Annotated in this window: 13 protein-coding genes; 10 read left to right on the top strand and 3 right to left on the bottom strand. The window is 60.6% G+C overall.

Annotation, left to right across the window (positions count from 1 at the left end; genetic code table 11):
* Positions 1-13: 13 nt before the first annotated feature.
* Positions 14-919: a LysR family transcriptional regulator gene (locus tag JET17_RS11780; protein ID WP_004577342.1), complete on the bottom strand. Its 906-nt coding sequence runs from the start codon at positions 917-919 to the stop codon at positions 14-16.
* A gap of 43 nt (positions 920-962) precedes the next feature.
* Positions 963-1868 carry a LysR family transcriptional regulator gene (locus tag JET17_RS11775; protein WP_004577341.1) on the bottom strand — a complete coding sequence of 302 codons (906 nt, stop codon included), beginning with the start codon at positions 1866-1868 and terminating at the stop codon, positions 963-965.
* 112 nt (positions 1869-1980) lie between these two features.
* Here JET17_RS11775 and gcl point away from each other — a divergent pair, with 112 nt between their 5' ends.
* The 5 genes from gcl to pyk all read left to right on the top strand — a co-directional run bounded on the left by gcl (position 1981) and on the right by pyk (position 8374).
* A complete protein-coding gene (gcl, locus tag JET17_RS11770; protein WP_004577340.1) occupies positions 1981-3756 on the top strand; it encodes a glyoxylate carboligase in 1776 nt (591 codons plus the stop codon).
* A gap of 13 nt (positions 3757-3769) precedes the next feature.
* Positions 3770-4540 carry a hydroxypyruvate isomerase gene (hyi, locus tag JET17_RS11765; RefSeq protein WP_012314193.1) on the top strand — a complete coding sequence of 257 codons (771 nt, stop codon included), beginning with the start codon at positions 3770-3772 and terminating at the stop codon, positions 4538-4540.
* Between the two features lie 76 nt (positions 4541-4616).
* Positions 4617-5501 (top strand): 2-hydroxy-3-oxopropionate reductase, encoded by an 885-nt coding sequence (locus JET17_RS11760; protein ID WP_004577338.1) that lies wholly within the window; start codon positions 4617-4619, stop codon positions 5499-5501.
* A gap of 181 nt (positions 5502-5682) precedes the next feature.
* Positions 5683-6963: a glycerate kinase type-2 family protein gene (locus tag JET17_RS11755; protein WP_004577337.1), complete on the top strand. Its 1281-nt coding sequence runs from the start codon at positions 5683-5685 to the stop codon at positions 6961-6963.
* Positions 6953-8374, top strand: a complete 1422-nt coding sequence (pyk, locus tag JET17_RS11750; protein WP_004577336.1) for a pyruvate kinase — start codon at positions 6953-6955, stop codon at positions 8372-8374. Before JET17_RS11755 ends, pyk begins: the two co-directional genes overlap by 11 nt.
* 48 nt (positions 8375-8422) lie before the next feature.
* On the opposite strand, the gene glcC is transcribed toward pyk, so the two are convergent.
* Complete coding sequence (glcC, locus tag JET17_RS11745; RefSeq protein WP_012314192.1) at positions 8423-9202, bottom strand: transcriptional regulator GlcC; 780 nt, start codon at positions 9200-9202, stop codon at positions 8423-8425.
* 259 nt (positions 9203-9461) lie between these two features.
* On the opposite strand from glcC, the gene glcD reads away from it, so the two are divergent.
* From glcD to JET17_RS11720, 5 genes are all read left to right on the top strand, one after another.
* Positions 9462-10961, top strand: a complete 1500-nt coding sequence (gene glcD, locus JET17_RS11740; RefSeq protein ID WP_004577334.1) for a glycolate oxidase subunit GlcD — start codon at positions 9462-9464, stop codon at positions 10959-10961.
* The gene (glcE, locus tag JET17_RS11735) at positions 10961-12013 is read left to right on the top strand and encodes a glycolate oxidase subunit GlcE (RefSeq protein ID WP_012314191.1); all 1053 of its coding nucleotides are present in this window, start codon (positions 10961-10963) and stop codon (positions 12011-12013) included. The genes glcD and glcE overlap by 1 nt, the downstream gene beginning before the upstream one ends.
* Before the next feature lie 9 nt (positions 12014-12022).
* Complete coding sequence (gene glcF / locus JET17_RS11730; protein WP_012314190.1) at positions 12023-13240, top strand: glycolate oxidase subunit GlcF; 1218 nt, start codon at positions 12023-12025, stop codon at positions 13238-13240.
* 198 nt (positions 13241-13438) lie between these two features.
* Positions 13439-13837 carry a heme-binding protein gene (locus JET17_RS11725; protein ID WP_004577331.1) on the top strand — a complete coding sequence of 133 codons (399 nt, stop codon included), beginning with the start codon at positions 13439-13441 and terminating at the stop codon, positions 13835-13837.
* A gap of 45 nt (positions 13838-13882) precedes the next feature.
* Positions 13883-16060: a malate synthase G gene (locus JET17_RS11720; RefSeq protein WP_012314189.1), complete on the top strand. Its 2178-nt coding sequence runs from the start codon at positions 13883-13885 to the stop codon at positions 16058-16060.
* The last annotated feature ends 92 nt before the right edge of the window (positions 16061-16152 follow it).

The raw sequence follows: 16152 nt of genomic DNA, 5'->3' as shown, positions 1-16152 counted from the left end.
CTGTGGCCGGCACTCAAAGACGCCAGTATGGAGCCTCGCCAATGCGTTGCACCATGAAGTCGATGAAGCTGCGCACCTTAGAGGAAACGATCCGTTTCGGCGGATAGATAAACCACAGCGAGGTACCTACCTCTCCAGGCTGGCACTGCCATGCTGATAACCAGCGCACCAACGTGCCTTGGCGGATCGCCGTAGCGACCAGCCAAGCCGGCAGCAGGACGGGGCCCTGCCCCGCCTGCGCGGCGACTAGCTGAGCCTCAAGGTCGTTGGTTCGCAACGTAACCGTGTGACTTTGCCGGACTGTCTCGCCAGCGTGGCTCCAATACAGGTCCAGACGTTGGCTGGACGCAATGAAGCCTTGATCCGCCAGGGCCTCTGGATGCTCTGGTCCGCTCGGCTCATGCCACAATGAGGGCGCGGCGCACAGCACCCACTGCTCGTCAGCAATCTTCCTGGCTTTAAGCGAGGAGTCCGGCAAGCAACCGAGACGTATTGCTAAATCGGCTCCGGCGTCGATGAGATTGACCTGACTCTCCTCACAGGTGAGATCGACTTGGATTTGTGGAAATCGCGCCCTGAACTCGCTCAGCGCCGGCACGATGTGGTGCCGGGCAAACGCCGGTGGTGCGTTAAGTTGGAGCACGCCACGGGGCTCGTCATTCAACGAAGAGGCTGCGGCGCGCGCGACTTCCAGTTCATCCAGCACGCGCTGAGCATGTACCAGGAATGTTCTCCCGCCCTCTGTCAGCCTCAGCGCGCGGGTTGAGCGATTAAACAAAGCAATACCCAGGTCCGTCTCTAAGTCTCTTACGTACCGAGAAATAGTTGAGGCCTTCACCTCCAGTCGTTCTGCCGCCCGTGAGAAGTTGCTCTGCCGCGCCGCCTCGACGAAGGCATTCAAAGCACTGAAATAATCCAAACCGCGACCTCTATAGCATCCATAGGGTGCATCGCTGCCCCTATCACTGTTCCCAATATCCGGGGCTCTGGTACACCAGCTTCAGGTACTCAATAAAATGCCGCACCTTGGCTGGCAAGAAGCGCTGCTGTGGATACACCGCTTGGATATCGTAGTCATCGAGGGCAAAGTCATCCAGAACCGTGACCAGTTCGCCGCTTAGCAACTCCTTCTGAATCTCCCACGTCGAGCGCCAGCCGATCCCCAAGCCTTGGCGCATCCATGAGAACAGCAGTTCGCCATCGTTACACGCGAGACTGCCGCTGACCCGCATCGCTACCTGTCGGCCATTCCGCTGGAATACCCAGCCCCGTTGCTGGCCGCCCTGCAAAGTAAATGCCAAGCAATTGTGGTCGGCCAGGTCCTCCAGGGTGGTCGGACGGCCATTCCGGGCAAAGTATTCAGGGGTGCCACAAACTACCCGACGATTGCTGAACAACTTGACCGCTACATAGTTCGGGTCGGTTACCCCGCCAATGCGGATGCTCATGTCGTAGCCCTCGCTAACCAGATCGACGAGGCTGTCGGTGAGGTTGAACGAGAGCTTCAAGTTGGGAAACTCTTGGTGAAACCCCAATGCGTGCGGGGCAACGTGAACTCTGCCAAAAGAAGCGGGCGCCGAAACCATCAGGTTGCCTTTGACCATAGAGCCGCAGCCACTGATATCGGCCTCCATGTCGTCAAAATCACGCAGCAGTAACCTAGCGCGCTCCAGCAATTGCTCCCCAAGTTCGGTCAGGCGCAAACCCCGAGTCGATCGGTGCATCAGTTTAACGCCCAAGCGTTTCTCCAACGCATCTAGTCGCCTACCGAGTATTGCCGGGGTCACGCCTTCGCTCAGCGCGGCAGAAGCGAAGCTGCCCTTCTGGGCAACCTGAACGAAGCTATGTAGCTCTGTGTACCGTGCCATTCGATACCTTTCATATCGACAGAAAACATTTTTCAGGTGTTCTAACGCACGCAAGCCTAATACAGACTGACCTCCACTACAAAAATTATCGACCCGTGCGAAGGAGTACACAATGGCCAAAATGAGAGCAATCGAGGCCGCCGTTCTGGTGCTGCGCCGTGAAGGTATCGATACCGCATTCGGTATCCCCGGAGCCGCAATCAATCCGTTCTACGCTGCCTTGAAAAAAATTGGTGGAATCGACCATGTATTGGCCCGCCATGTCGAGGGTGCCTCGCACATGGCCGAGGGCTACACCCGTACCCACGCAGGTAATATCGGCCTGTGCATCGGCACATCCGGCCCGGCTGGCACCGACATGGTCACTGGCCTGTACAGCGCCTCGGCAGATTCCATTCCGATTCTCTGCATCACAGGGCAAGCCCCTCGAGCTCGACTGCACAAGGAAGACTTCCAGGCCGTCGACATCACCAGCATTGTCAAACCGGTGACCAAGTGGGCCACTACTGTGCTGGAGCCAGGTCAGGTGCCCTATGCCTTCCAGAAAGCTTTTTACGAAATGCGCAGCGGCCGGCCCGGTCCAGTACTGATCGACCTGCCATTTGACGTGCAGATGGCCGAGATCGAGTTTGACATCGACGCCTACGAGCCGCTACCGGTGCACAAGCCCCAAGCCAGTCGCGTTCAGGCCGAGAAGGCTCTTGCCATGCTCAATGCCGCTGAGCGCCCGCTGATCGTCGCCGGTGGCGGTATCATCAACGCCGACGCCAGTGACAAGCTGGTGGCCTTCGCCGAACTGACCGGCGTGCCGGTAATCCCTACCCTGATGGGCTGGGGAACCCTGCCCGATGACCACCCGTTGATGGCGGGCATGTGTGGCCTGCAGACCTCGCACCGCTACGGCAACGCTACCCTGCTCGAGTCGGATCTGGTGTTCGGCATCGGCAATCGCTGGGCCAACCGCCATACTGGCTCTGTCGACGTCTACACCGAAGGCCGCACGTTTGTGCACGTGGACATCGAGCCGACCCAGATCGGTCGTGTGTTCACCCCGGACCTCGGCATCGTCTCCGACGCAGGCGCCGCCCTCGATGTATTCCTCGAGGTAGCTCGCGAGTGGCAGGCCGCTGGCAAGCTCAAGGACCGCAAAGCCTGGGCTGAAGCCTGCCGTGAACGCAAACGCACCCTGCAACGCAAGACCCACTTCGACGAAGTGCCGGTCAAGCCGCAACGGGTATACGAGGAAATGAATCGTTTCTTCGGCAAGGATACTTGCTACGTCAGTACCATCGGTCTGTCGCAGATTGCCGGCGCCCAGTTCCTGCACGTGTACAAGCCGCGTCACTGGATCAACTGCGGCCAGGCGGGGCCGTTGGGTTGGACCATCCCCGCTGCTCTCGGCGTAGTGAAAGCCGATCCAGAGCGCCAGGTCGTCGCGTTGTCTGGTGACTACGACTTCCAGTTCATGATCGAGGAACTGGCGGTGGGCGCACAGTTCAACCTGCCGTACATCCACGTGCTGGTGAATAACGCCTACCTCGGTCTGATTCGCCAAGCCCAGCGTGGCTTTGACATCGACTACTGCGTGCAGCTGTCGTTCGAAAACGTCAACGCGCCAGAACTGGGTAGCTACGGCGTGGACCACGTGACCGTGGTTGAGGGCTTAGGCTGCAAGGCCATCCGTGTATTCGACGCGAACCAGTTGCCCGCCGCCTTCGCCCAGGCCCGCGAACTGATGGAAACCTTCCGCGTACCGGTGGTGGTCGAGGTAATCCTGGAGCGCGTCACGAACATCGCCATGGGTACTGAGATCAACGCCATTAACGAATTTGAGGCGCTGGCTACCAGTCGAGCCGACGCCCCTACTTCCATCCTGCCACTGGACTGACCCGGAGCCGATCATGCCTCGTTTTGCCGCTAACCTGTCCATGCTGTTCACCGAGGTGGACTTCCTGGACCGTTTTAAAGCCGCCGCCCAGGCCGGATTCCGTGGTGTCGAGTACCTGTTCCCCTACGATTACCCCGTAGAGGAGATCCGCGCCCGCCTGGATGCCAACCAACTGCAACAGGTGCTCTTCAATCTGCCCGCTGGCGACTGGGCTAAGGGTGAGCGTGGTATCGCCTGCCTGCCGGAACGGGTCGAGGATTTCCGTGCCGGCGTCGACATTGCCATTGAATACGCCAAGGTGCTGGGTAACACCCAGGTTAACTGTCTGGCTGGCATCACGCCGCAGGGTGTAGACCCGTTCATGGTGCAAAACACCCTGCTCGACAACCTCGAGTACGCTGCCGACCGCCTCGAAGCGGTGGGCATCAAGCTGGTGATGGAGATGATCAATACCCGTGACATCCCCGGTTTCTACCTGAACACCACGAAGCAAGCGCTGGAGATTCGTGAACAGGTCGGCAGCCCAAACCTGTTCCTGCAGTACGACATCTACCACATGCAGATCATGGAAGGGGACCTGGCACGCACGATGGCAGCCAACCTCGCTGCGATCAACCACATCCAGTTGGCCGACAATCCTGGGCGCAACGAGCCCGGCACTGGCGAGATCAATTATGCGTTCCTGTTCGAACACCTGGACCGCATTGGCTACCAAGGCTGGGTGGGCGCGGAATACAAACCACTGACAACAACCAAAGCGGGGCTCGGCTGGCTCAAGGCCTGATCGAGACCAAAGCCCCCATACAGTTCCGTGACACGTAACTGTATGGGGTCAACAAATAGAAAAGAGGCAATTTCTCATGGCTAAAATCGGTTTCATCGGCACTGGTATCATGGGCAAGCCCATGGCCCAAAACCTGCAAAAAGCAGGTCATGAACTGTTCGTTTCTACCCACCATGACCCGGTGCCCGCCGACCTCATCGCCACACCACTGCCCAGCCCAAAAGCGGTGGCCGAAGCAGTTGAGTTCATCATCGTCATGGTGCCCGACACCCCTCACGTTGAGGATGTTCTGTTTCGTCAAAACGGTGTAATCGAGGGCGTGGGCGAAGGCAAGGTGGTGATCGACATGAGTTCGATCTCACCAACCGCCACCAAGGTTTTCGCCGAGAAGGTCAAGGCCACCGGCGCTGCCTACCTCGACGCCCCAGTGTCCGGCGGCGAAGTCGGTGCCAAAGCCGCGACCCTGAGCATCATGGTCGGTGGCTGCCCGAACGCCTTCGAACGCGCTCTGCCGCTGTTCCAGGCCATGGGCAAGAACATCACCCGCGTCGGTGGTAACGGTGACGGCCAGACCGCCAAGGTCGCCAACCAGATCATCGTCGCCCTGAACATCCAGGCCGTCGCCGAAGCGCTGCTGTTCGCCGCCAAGAACGGCGCAGATCCTGCCAAGGTACGTGAAGCACTGATGGGCGGCTTCGCCTCCTCGAAGATCCTCGAAGTGCACGGCGAGCGCATGATCAAGGGCACCTTCGACCCAGGCTTCCGCATCAGCCTGCACCAGAAGGACCTGAACCTGGCCCTGCAAGGCGCCAAGGAACTGAACATCAACCTGCCCAACACTGCCAACGCGCAACAGGTGTTCAGCACCTGCGCGGCCATCGGTGGCAGCAACTGGGACCACTCCGCACTGATCAAAGGCCTTGAGCACATGGCCAACTTCTCGATCCGCGACGAGAAGTGATTCCCTAGCGACTACAGCGGTTTCTTCGCTGGAAGTTCGCAAAGCGTCCAGCACTGTCTGACTTGCGACCACGGGTCAGGCAGCGGCAATGAGCAATACCCGCCCTTGGTTCGGCCTGCACGGAGGCAGTTCCAGGGGCGTTTTCGATTCTGCAGAACAACAAGAATTTTGGGAGCCTGCCATGTCGGTCGATCCGCAAAAAATCCTTCGCAAGCTGTTCGATACAGCCATCAACGCCGCGCATCCCCGCCAGGTGCTCGAAGCCCATCTGCCCAGCGACCGCACCGGCCGCGTCATCGTCATCGGCGCTGGCAAAGCCGCCGCAGCCATGGCCGAAGTGGTCGAGCGCAGTTGGCAAGGCGACGTCTCGGGCCTGGTGGTCACCCGCTACGGCCACGGCGCCAACTGCTCGAAGATCGAGGTGGTCGAAGCCGCCCACCCGGTACCGGACGCCGCGGGCCTGGCCGTTGCCAAGCGCGTGCTGGAGATGGTCAGCAACCTCACCGAAGACGACCGTGTCATCTTCCTGCTTTCCGGCGGTGGCTCTGCCCTGCTGGCCCTGCCCGCCGAAGGCCTGACCCTGGCCGACAAGCAGCAGATCAACAAGGCGCTGCTCAAGTCCGGCGCCACCATCGGCGAGATGAACTGCGTGCGCAAGCACCTCTCGGCGATCAAGGGCGGCCGCCTGGCCAAGGCCTGCTGGCCGGCCACGGTCTACACCTATGCGATTTCCGATGTACCGGGCGACCTCGCCACGGTCATCGCCTCCGGCCCCACCGTGGCCGACCCGAGCACCAGCGCCGAAGCCCTGGCGATCATCAAGCGCTACAACATCGCCGCACCAAAAGCGGTGATCGACTGGCTGAACAACCCGGCTTCGGAAACCGTCAAGGAAAACGACCCGGCCCTGGCCCGCAGCCACTTCCAGTTGATCGCCAAGCCCCAGCAGTCGCTGGACGCCGCCGCCGTGATCGCCCGCAAGCACGGCTTCAGCCCGTTGATCCTTGGCGACCTGGAAGGCGAGTCGCGTGAAGTGGCCAAGGTGCACGCCGGCATCGCCCGGCAGATCCGCCTGCATGGCCAGCCGCTGGCCGCGCCCTGCGTGATCCTTTCCGGCGGCGAGACCACCGTGACCGTGCGCGGCAACGGCCGTGGCGGGCGCAACGCCGAGTTCCTGCTGAGCCTGACCGAAAGCCTCAAGGGCCTGCCGGGCGTCTACGCCCTGGCCGGTGACACCGACGGCATCGACGGTTCGGAAGAGAACGCCGGGGCGATCATGACCCCCGACAGCTACGCCCGCGCCCAGGCCCTGGGCCTGTCGGCCGCCGACGAGCTGGACAACAACAACGGCTACGGCTACTTCGCCGCGCTGGATGCGCTGATCGTCACCGAGCCGACCCGCACCAACGTCAACGATTTCCGCGCCATCCTGATCCTCGAGACTGCCCAACATGACGCCTGATAAAAAAGTAAAGATCCTTGCCACCCTGGGCCCTGCGATCAAGGGCATCGACGACGTACGCCAGTTGGTCGAGGCCGGGGTGAACATCTTCCGCCTCAACTTCAGCCACGGCGAGCACGCCGACCATGCGATGCGTTTCAAGTGGATCCGCGAAGTGGAAAGCCAACTGAACTACCCACTGGGCATCCTCATGGACCTGCAAGGTCCGAAACTGCGCGTTGGCCGCTTTGCCGAAGGCAAGGTCCATCTGCAACGTGGCCAGTCTCTACGCCTGGACTTGGATGGCACGCCGGGCGATGAGCGTCGAGTTAATCTGCCGCACCCTGAGATCATCGCCGCCCTGGAGCTGGGCATGGATCTGCTACTGGACGATGGCAAGTTGCGCCTGCGGGTGACCGCCAAGCACGCTGATGCTATCGACACCGAGGTGCTCAATGGTGGCGAGCTGTCCGACCGCAAGGGCGTGAACGTGCCGCAGGCGGTGCTCGACCTCTCTCCGCTCACCGAGAAAGACCGCCGCGACCTGACCTTCGGCCTGGAACTGGGCGTGGACTGGGTGGCGCTGTCGTTCGTGCAGCGCCCGCAGGACATCGTCGAGGCGCGCCAACTGATCGGCGACCGTGCCTTCCTCATGGCCAAGATCGAGAAACCGTCGGCCGTTACCCAACTGCGCGAGATCGCCGAACTGAGCGACGCGATCATGGTCGCCCGTGGTGACCTAGGTGTGGAAGTGCCGGCCGAAAGCGTGCCGCAGATCCAGAAGAGCATCATCACCATCTGCCGCCAGTTGGGCCGCCCGGTGGTTGTTGCGACCCAGATGCTCGAGTCCATGCGATTCTCCCCTGCCCCGACCCGCGCTGAGGTCACGGACGTAGCCAACGCCGTGGCCGAAGGTGCGGACGCGGTGATGTTGTCGGCCGAGACTGCCTCGGGTGACTACCCACTGGAAGCGGTGCAGATGATGAGTAAGATCATCCGCCAGGTTGAAGCGGGCCCGGATTACCAGGTGCAGTTAGACGTTGGACGGCCTCAGGCCGAGGCCACTGTCTCGGATGCGATCAGTTGTGCGATCCGCCGGATCAGCGGCATTCTGCCGGTGGCGGTGCTGGTGAATTATAGCGAATCAGGGGCGTCGACCCTGCGTGCCGCCCGTGAGCGCCCGAGAGCTCCTATCCTCAACCTGACACCAAATCTGAACACAGGTCGACGTCTGAGCGTCGCCTGGGGCGTCTATTCGGTCGTCAATCAACGGTTGCGGAAGGTCGAGGATGTTACGAGTACAGCACTCTCTCAAGTGCAATTGCTGGAAATGGCCAAGCCCGGCGACACGGTTGTCATAACCGCCGGTATGCCGTTTGGACGCCTTGGCAGCACCAACACGTTACGCATAGAACAAATTCCCATGAGCTAGGACCCTCAGGCCATAGTCCCGAGCACAGGCGCTTACAAGCGCCTGTTTTTATTTCCAACCTTCCAGGCGCATAGTCGCTCGAACCAGGCGTTGTTCTTCTTGCTCAATCTCTTGCAGGTTGTCACGGACGCTAGTGATGTGTTCTCGAGCAGCTCGTTGGGCCTGTTCGGGTAACTGCTCCATCACCGCATGGTAGAGCCGAGAGTGCTGGCGATCGATCTGCCGTTTCTGCGCTGGCCGACAGTAGAGATTATTGACGGAAGCAAACACCGTGCTGAGCGTCAAATCGCTGAGTGACTGCAAGGTGTGCACTAAGACCGGGTTATGCGAAGCCTCACTAATCGCTCTGTGGAAGGCATGGTCGCGCCGGGCGTGCTCACGTGGGTCATGGGATTCTGGATTCTCATGGGCGTCTACCATCTCGTCGTAGCGACGTTTGATCAGCACCCGATCAATATCAGTCGCACGTAGTGCGGCCAGTCTGGCCGACTCTGCTTCAAGAAGTGCTCGCACTTCCAGCAGGTCGAACAGCGTCCGCGGTTGTGAGCTAAAAAGGTGCATCAAAGGGGTCGCATTACCTGTCCTACTCAAATCTGCAACGAATGAACCCCGCCCTTGTTCGGTCTCAACAATGCCTCTGCCACGTAGCACTCGCAAACCTTCCCGTAATGCTGATCGCGAGCATCCCAGCTTCTCCACCAGACGTCGCTCAGAAGGCAATGCCTGGCCAACCTTGAGTACACCATCGACGATCAGCTTTTCGATACGTTCGGCCACTTGATCGGCGATCTGTACTTTTTCATGCTTCTGCGAAACCACGGTGTCCATTGCCACCTCTCAACTGGTAGGACCAGCTTCTTATTGTTATCTCGTTAGAGAAAGATTTTCACGCAAAAACCTCTCTACCACCACATTCATTTTAGCCATGCGGCAAAAAAGTGGTCCTACCAGTTGGCGTGCTCATCGACTCCCCGCGATAGAACGAGCAGCCTAATCTCGACTTCGGTCTGGTGAGCCAGCGTCGTATGGGTGATCCCCCCAGGCGCCCCGGCCACGCCAAAAAACAACAAAAATACAAGTGAGCCTTATGAATATTCTCTACGATGAGCGAGTCGACGGTGCCCTGCCGCGGGTCGACAAGGCTGCCCTGCTTTTTGAGCTACAAGAGTCCCTTCCAGATCTGGAAATCCTCCACAGCCAAGAAGATCTCCTTCCCTACGAGTGTGATGGTCTTTCCGCCTACCGTGTGGTTCCGCTGTTGGTGGTACTGCCTAAGCGGATCGAGCACGTCCAAGCCCTTTTAAAGATTTGTCATGCCCGTCAGGTCCCGGTGGTCGCACGCGGCGCTGGCACAGGTCTATCCGGAGGCGCCCTGCCACTGGAGCAAGGCATTCTGTTGGTAATGGCCCGCTTCAACCGAATCATTGAGGTCAATCCCGAAGGTCGTTACGCACGGGTTCAGCCCGGTGTTCGTAACCTGGCGATTTCTCAGGCGGCTGCGCCTCATGGGTTGTACTACGCACCTGATCCTTCCTCACAGATCGCTTGCTCAATCGGCGGCAACGTCGCCGAGAACGCAGGTGGCGTGCATTGTCTGAAGTACGGTTTAACCGTACACAACCTGCTCAAGGTTGAGATTCTCACCATCGAAGGCGAGTACATGACCTTGGGCAGCGATGCGCTAGACGCCCCAGGGTTTGACCTGTTGGCGCTGTTTACTGGTTCTGAAGGCATGTTGGGCATTGTCACTGAGGTGACTGTCAAACTGTTGCCCAAGCCCCAGGTCGCACGCGTTTTGCTGGCTAGCTTCGACTCGGTGGAAAAAGCCGGGCGCGCAGTTGGCGATATCATCGCCGCCGGCATCATCCCCGGGGGGCTGGAGATGATGGACAACCTGTCTATCCGCGCCACGGAGGACTTCATTCACGCCGGTTACCCCGTGGACGCTGCTGCCATCCTGTTGTGCGAGCTTGACGGCGTAGAGTCCGACGTGCAGGAGGACTGCGAATGCGTCGAGGCAGTGCTTCGGGCTGCGGGCGCGACCGACGTGCGTCTGGCCTGCGATGAAGCCGAGCGCGCGCGCTTCTGGGCCGGACGCAAGAACGCCTTCCCGGCGGTGGGGCGCATCTCTCCAGACTATTACTGCATGGACGGCACCATTCCACGCCGTGAGTTGCCGGGCGTGCTCAATGGCATCACGGAGCTTTCGGAACAATACGGTTTGCGTGTCGCCAACGTATTCCATGCCGGCGACGGCAATATGCATCCGCTGATTCTCTTCGATGCCAACCAGCCTGGTGAACTGGAACGTGCCGAGGCGTTGGGCGGGAAGATCCTCGAGCTGTGCGTGGCAGTCGGTGGCAGCATCACCGGTGAGCACGGTGTGGGCCGCGAGAAAATCAACCAGATGTGCGCGCAATTCAACAGCGATGAGCTGACCCTGTTCCACGCCGTCAAGCACGCCTTCGACCCGCAGGGCCTGCTCAACCCCGGCAAGAATATCCCTACCCTGCACCGCTGCGCCGAATTTGGCTCGATGCACGTGCACCACGGCAAGTTGCCCTTCCCTGAACTGGAGCGCTTCTGATGCGACACGATCACGACGCTAGCGCTGCCCTGCTGGAGCAGGTCAATCAGGCGCTCAACGAACGCACGCCTCTGCGCATTCAGGGCAGCAACAGCAAGAATATGCTTGGCTGTCCGGTCACGGGCGAGGTGCTTGATACCCGCAGCCACCGCGGGATTGTCAGCTATGACCCCACCGAGTTGGTACTAACCGCCCGCGCCGGTACGCCGTTGGTGGACATCGAGGCCGCGCTCGACGCCGCCGGCCAGATGCTGCCTTTCGAGCCACCGCATTTTGGCCCTGGAGCCACCCTCGGCGGCATGGTCGCCGCCGGACTTTCCGGCCCACGCCGCCCTTGGGCCGGCTCGGTACGGGACTATGTACTGGGCACCCGCGTTATCACCGGTCACGGCAAACTGCTGCGCTTCGGTGGTGAAGTAATGAAGAACGTCGCTGGCTACGATCTCTCGCGGCTGATGGCGGGTAGTTTCGGGTGCCTGGGGGTGTTGACCGAAGTGTCGCTGAAGGTGCTACCCAAGCCGCGCAAGTGCCAGAGCCTGCGCTTGGAAATGGACCTGCACCAGGCCTTGGGCGAGCTGGCCGAATGGGGCCAGCAACCGATACCGATCAGTGCAGCCTCCTACGACGGGCATGCCCTGCACCTGCGCCTGGAAGGCGGCGAAGGCTCGGTGGCCTCCGCGGTCGAGCGTCTGGGAGGTGAGGACCTCGATGGTAGTTATTGGACTGACCTGCGTGAGCAACGCCTGGGCTTCTTCGAGGCCCCTCAACCGCTGTGGCGCCTTTCGCTGCCACACAACAGCGCGCCGATCGAATTGCCGGGCAGGCAGTTGCTGGACTGGGGTGGCGCACAGCGCTGGTTGAAATCCGACGTCCCCGCAGAACTGATTCGCCAGGCGGTAGCCCGCATCGGCGGTCATGCGACTCTTTATAAATCAGATCCGGCGTCGTTCCATCCGCTGGTGGCACCGCTGCTGCGCTACCACCGCAATCTCAAGTTGCAACTCGATCCCCAGGGCATCTTCAACCCGGGCCGCCTGTACGCCGAAGTCTGAGAGTGCACCATGCAAACTAATCTGAGCGAACAAGCCAAAAGTCTTCCCCGTGCCGAGGAAGCCGAACGTATTCTGCGCTCCTGCGTGCATTGCGGGTTCTGCACGGCCACCTGCCCCACCTACCAACTGCTGGGCGATGAGTTGGATAGTCCGCGCGGACGCATTTACCTGATCAAACAGGTGCTCGAAGGACAGCCGGTCACGGCCAAGACCCAAGCTCACCTGGACCGCTGCCTGACCTGCCGCAACTGTGAAACCACCTGTCCGTCCGGAGTGCAATACCACAACCTGCTCGACATCGGCCGCGCCGTGGTTGAGCAACAGGTGCCTCGCCCGCTGGGCCAGCGGCTACTGCGTGAGGGCCTGCGTGCAGTGGTACCGCGTCCTGCACTGTTCAAGGCCTTGACCAGCACCGCCAAAGCCTTCCGTCCGTTGCTGCCGCAAACCCTGCAAGCCAAGCTACCGCGCCATCCGCACCCGGCCAAGCCTCGTCCTCAACTGTTGCATGCACGTCGTGTGCTAATGCTCGAAGGCTGCGTGCAACCTGCCCTCTCGCCCAACACAAATGCGGCGGCAGCACGTGTGCTTGACCGCTTGGGAATTTCTGTGACTGCGGCCCGCGAGGCCGGTTGCTGTGGTGCAGTGGACTACCACCTCAATGCTCAAGAAAAGGGCTTGGAACGCGCCCGGCGCAATATCGATGCCTGGTGGCCAGCTATCGAGGCAGGTGCCGAAGCCATCGTACAGACGGCCAGTGGCTGCGGCGCTTTTGTGCGCGACTACGGCCATCTGCTCGAAGACGACCCTGCATACGCCGAAAAGGCCGCGCGGGTCAGTACTCTGGCTCGTGACTTGGTCGAGGTGTTGCGCGACGAGCCATTGGAACGGCTGGGTATCCACGGCGATCGTCGCTTGGCCTTCCACTGCCCCTGCACTCTGCAACATGCACAAAAGCTCGGTGGCGCTGTTGAAGGTGTGCTTGAGCGACTGGGCTTCAGCCTAACCGCCGTGCCTGACAGTCACCTGTGTTGCGGTTCGGCAGGCACCTATTCGCTGACTCAGCCGGAACTGTCATTTCAACTGCGCGACAACAAGCTCAACGCCCTGGAAAGCGGCAATCCGGAAGTTATCGTCACCGCCAACATCGGCTGCCAGACCCACCTCGACGGCGCTGGACGCACACCTGTGCGCCATTGGATTGAACTGGTGGAAGAAGCACTCGTTTAGGTGACTCCGATGATCTCCCACGGCGCTACGTTCCGTCCGTGGGAGTTCCCGAAGTGCCATTCGATACCTTTTGTATCGGCAGAAAACGCTTTCCAAGTGTTCTGCCGCTAACAAGCCTCATCCAGACTGATAGCCACAGAAAACCTAGTGCCATGCAACGCATAGCAGTATGCAAGAAGCACTAGCCAGGAGAACACCATGCAACGCAAAGCTGTGCTCGAACAAGCCGAAGTCGCCCGCATCCTCGCTGCCGCACGCGAAGAGGCGCAGCGTAACCAGTGGGCGGTGTGTATCGCCGTAGTCGATGACGGCGGCCACCCGCTGGCCCTCGAGCGCCTCGATGGTTGCGCCCCCATCGCTGCTTACATCGCCACCGAAAAGGCTCGCAGCGCAGCGCTCGGCCGACGCGACACCAAGGGTTACGAGGAAATGGTCAACGGCGGGCGCACCGCGTTTGTCAGCGCACCGCTGCTGACATCGCTCGAAGGGGGCCTTCCGCTGCGGGTGGACGGGCAAGTGGTTGCTGCCGTGGGCGTTTCCGGAGTGAAGGCCGAACAGGATGCCCAAGTGGCTGCAGCCGGGATCGCTGCGCTCTGAGCGCGGCTTCAAGAACAGATGAACCAAGCGATAGGAGAGACGAGAATGACCGAGCGCGTGCCATGCCAGCGTTTGCAGGTGGCTGAGAACTTCAAGCACTTCATCGAGGATGAGGTGCTCCCCGGCACCGAGATTACGTCGGATCATTTCTGGAGGGGGCTCGATGCCCTGGTGCACGATCTGGCGCCGCGCAACCGCGCTTTGCTGGCCGAGCGTGTTCACTTGCAGGGCGAATTGGATACCTGGCACCGCGCCCACCCCGGGTCGGTAACGGACATGGAGGCCTATCAGCGCTTCCTTGGCAGCATCGGTTATCTGCTGCCACAACCTGAAAAGGTTAAGGTCGGCACGGACCATGTCGACCGTGAGGTAGCAGTGCAGGCCGGCCCGCAGTTGGTGGTGCCGGTGATGAACGCACGCTATGCGCTCAACGCCGCTAATGCCCGTTGGGGCTCGTTGTACGATGCCCTGTATGGCACCGACGCCATCGCCGAAGACGGCGGCGCCAGCAAGGGGCCTGGATACAATCCGGTGCGTGGCGCTCGAGTCATTGCGTTCGCCCGCGCCTTCCTCGACCAGGCCTTCCCCCTGCAGGGCGGTTCTCACGTCGATGCCAGCGCCTACCAGGTAGTGGATGGTCAATTGCGGGTATCGCTGCATAGCGGTGAAGCGATCGGTTTGGCCCAATCGGATCAATTCGTTGGTCACCAGGGCGAAGCATCGTCACCGACCGTCGTACTGCTCGTGCATCATGACTTGCACGTGGAGATCCAGATCGACCCGACCAGCCCAGTCGGCAGCACCGATGCCGCTGGCGTCAAGGACCTGGTGCTGGAGTCGGCCTTGACCACCATCATGGACTGCGAAGATTCAGTGGCCGCGGTCGATGCCGATGACAAGGTGGCTGTCTACCGTAACTGGCTGGGCCTGATGAAGGGCAACCTGACTGAAACCGTGAGCAAGAACGGGAAGGCATTCACGCGTACCCTGAACCCTGACCGCACCTACCAGGGCCGCGACGGTAAACCAGTAACCCTGCCGGGGCGCTCGCTGCTGTTCGTGCGCAACGTTGGTCATCTGATGAGCACCCCAACCATCCTCGATCAGGAAGGTCAGGAGATTCCCGAAGGAATTCTCGATGCCGTAATCACTAGCCTTGCAGCCGTTCACGACCTGCGCCGCCGCGGCAACTCGCGTAGCGGCAGCGTCTATATTGTGAAGCCCAAGATGCACGGCCCTGCTGAGGTAGCATTTGCCAACAGGCTGTTTGGTCGAGTTGAGGATCTTCTTGGCCTGGCCCCTCATACCTTGAAGATGGGCATCATGGACGAGGAGCGCCGCACCAGCATCAACCTCAAGGCGTGCATCGCCGAAGCCGCCAATCGCGTGGTGTTCATCAATACCGGATTCCTCGACCGTACGGGCGACGAGATGCACTCGACCATGGAAGCCGGCGCCATGCTGCGCAAGGGCGACATGAAGTCGACTCCCTGGATCCAGTCCTATGAGCGCAACAACGTACTGGTGGGGCTGGACTGTGGCCTGCGTGGACGTGCGCAAATCGGCAAGGGCATGTGGGCCATGCCGGACCTGATGGCAGCCATGCTTGAACAGAAAATTGCTCACCCCAAGGCCGGTGCCAACACCGCGTGGGTACCTTCGCCTACCGCCGCGACGCTGCACGCGCTGCACTACCACCAGGTAGACGTGCGTCAAGTGCAACAAGAGTTGGAACGCATCGACCTAGACAGCCAGCGCGCCGAGTTGCTGCAAGGCCTGCTCAGTGTGCCGGTCAGTGTCGATCGCAATTGGAGCCCGACCGAGATCCAGGCAGAACTGGATAACAACTGCCAGAGCATCCTTGGCTATGTAGTGCGCTGGATCGAACAGGGCGTTGGTTGTTCCAAAGTGCTCGATATCCACGACGTAGGTTTGATGGAAGACCGCGCCACCCTGCGTATCTCCGCCCAGCATATTGCGAACTGGCTGCACCATCGTGTGGTTAGCACTGGCCAAGTCCGTGCAGCGCTGGAGCGCATGGCTCAGGTGGTCGATGGGCAGAATGCTGGGGACCAAGCCTACCGCCCGATGGCGCCGGACTTTGAAAGCAGCCATGCCTTCCGAGCCGCCTGTGACCTGGTGTTCAAGGGACGTGAGCAGCCAAGTGGCTACACAGAGCCGCTGCTTCATGCCTGGCGGTTGCGCTTCAAACAGGCTCGCTGAACCCGTACCTGCCCGTCGCTGATGAGCTCACTCCCACATGACTGCACCGCGTCTGTGGGAGATCCCAAATAACGTTTTCGCAGCATCCAGTA

It is taken from the genome of Pseudomonas putida (genome assembly GCF_016406145.1).
GTDB lineage: Bacteria > Pseudomonadota > Gammaproteobacteria > Pseudomonadales > Pseudomonadaceae > Aquipseudomonas > Aquipseudomonas putida_E.
Note: the sequence above shows the minus strand (reverse complement) of the source record. Positions and strands in the feature narration are given on the sequence as shown.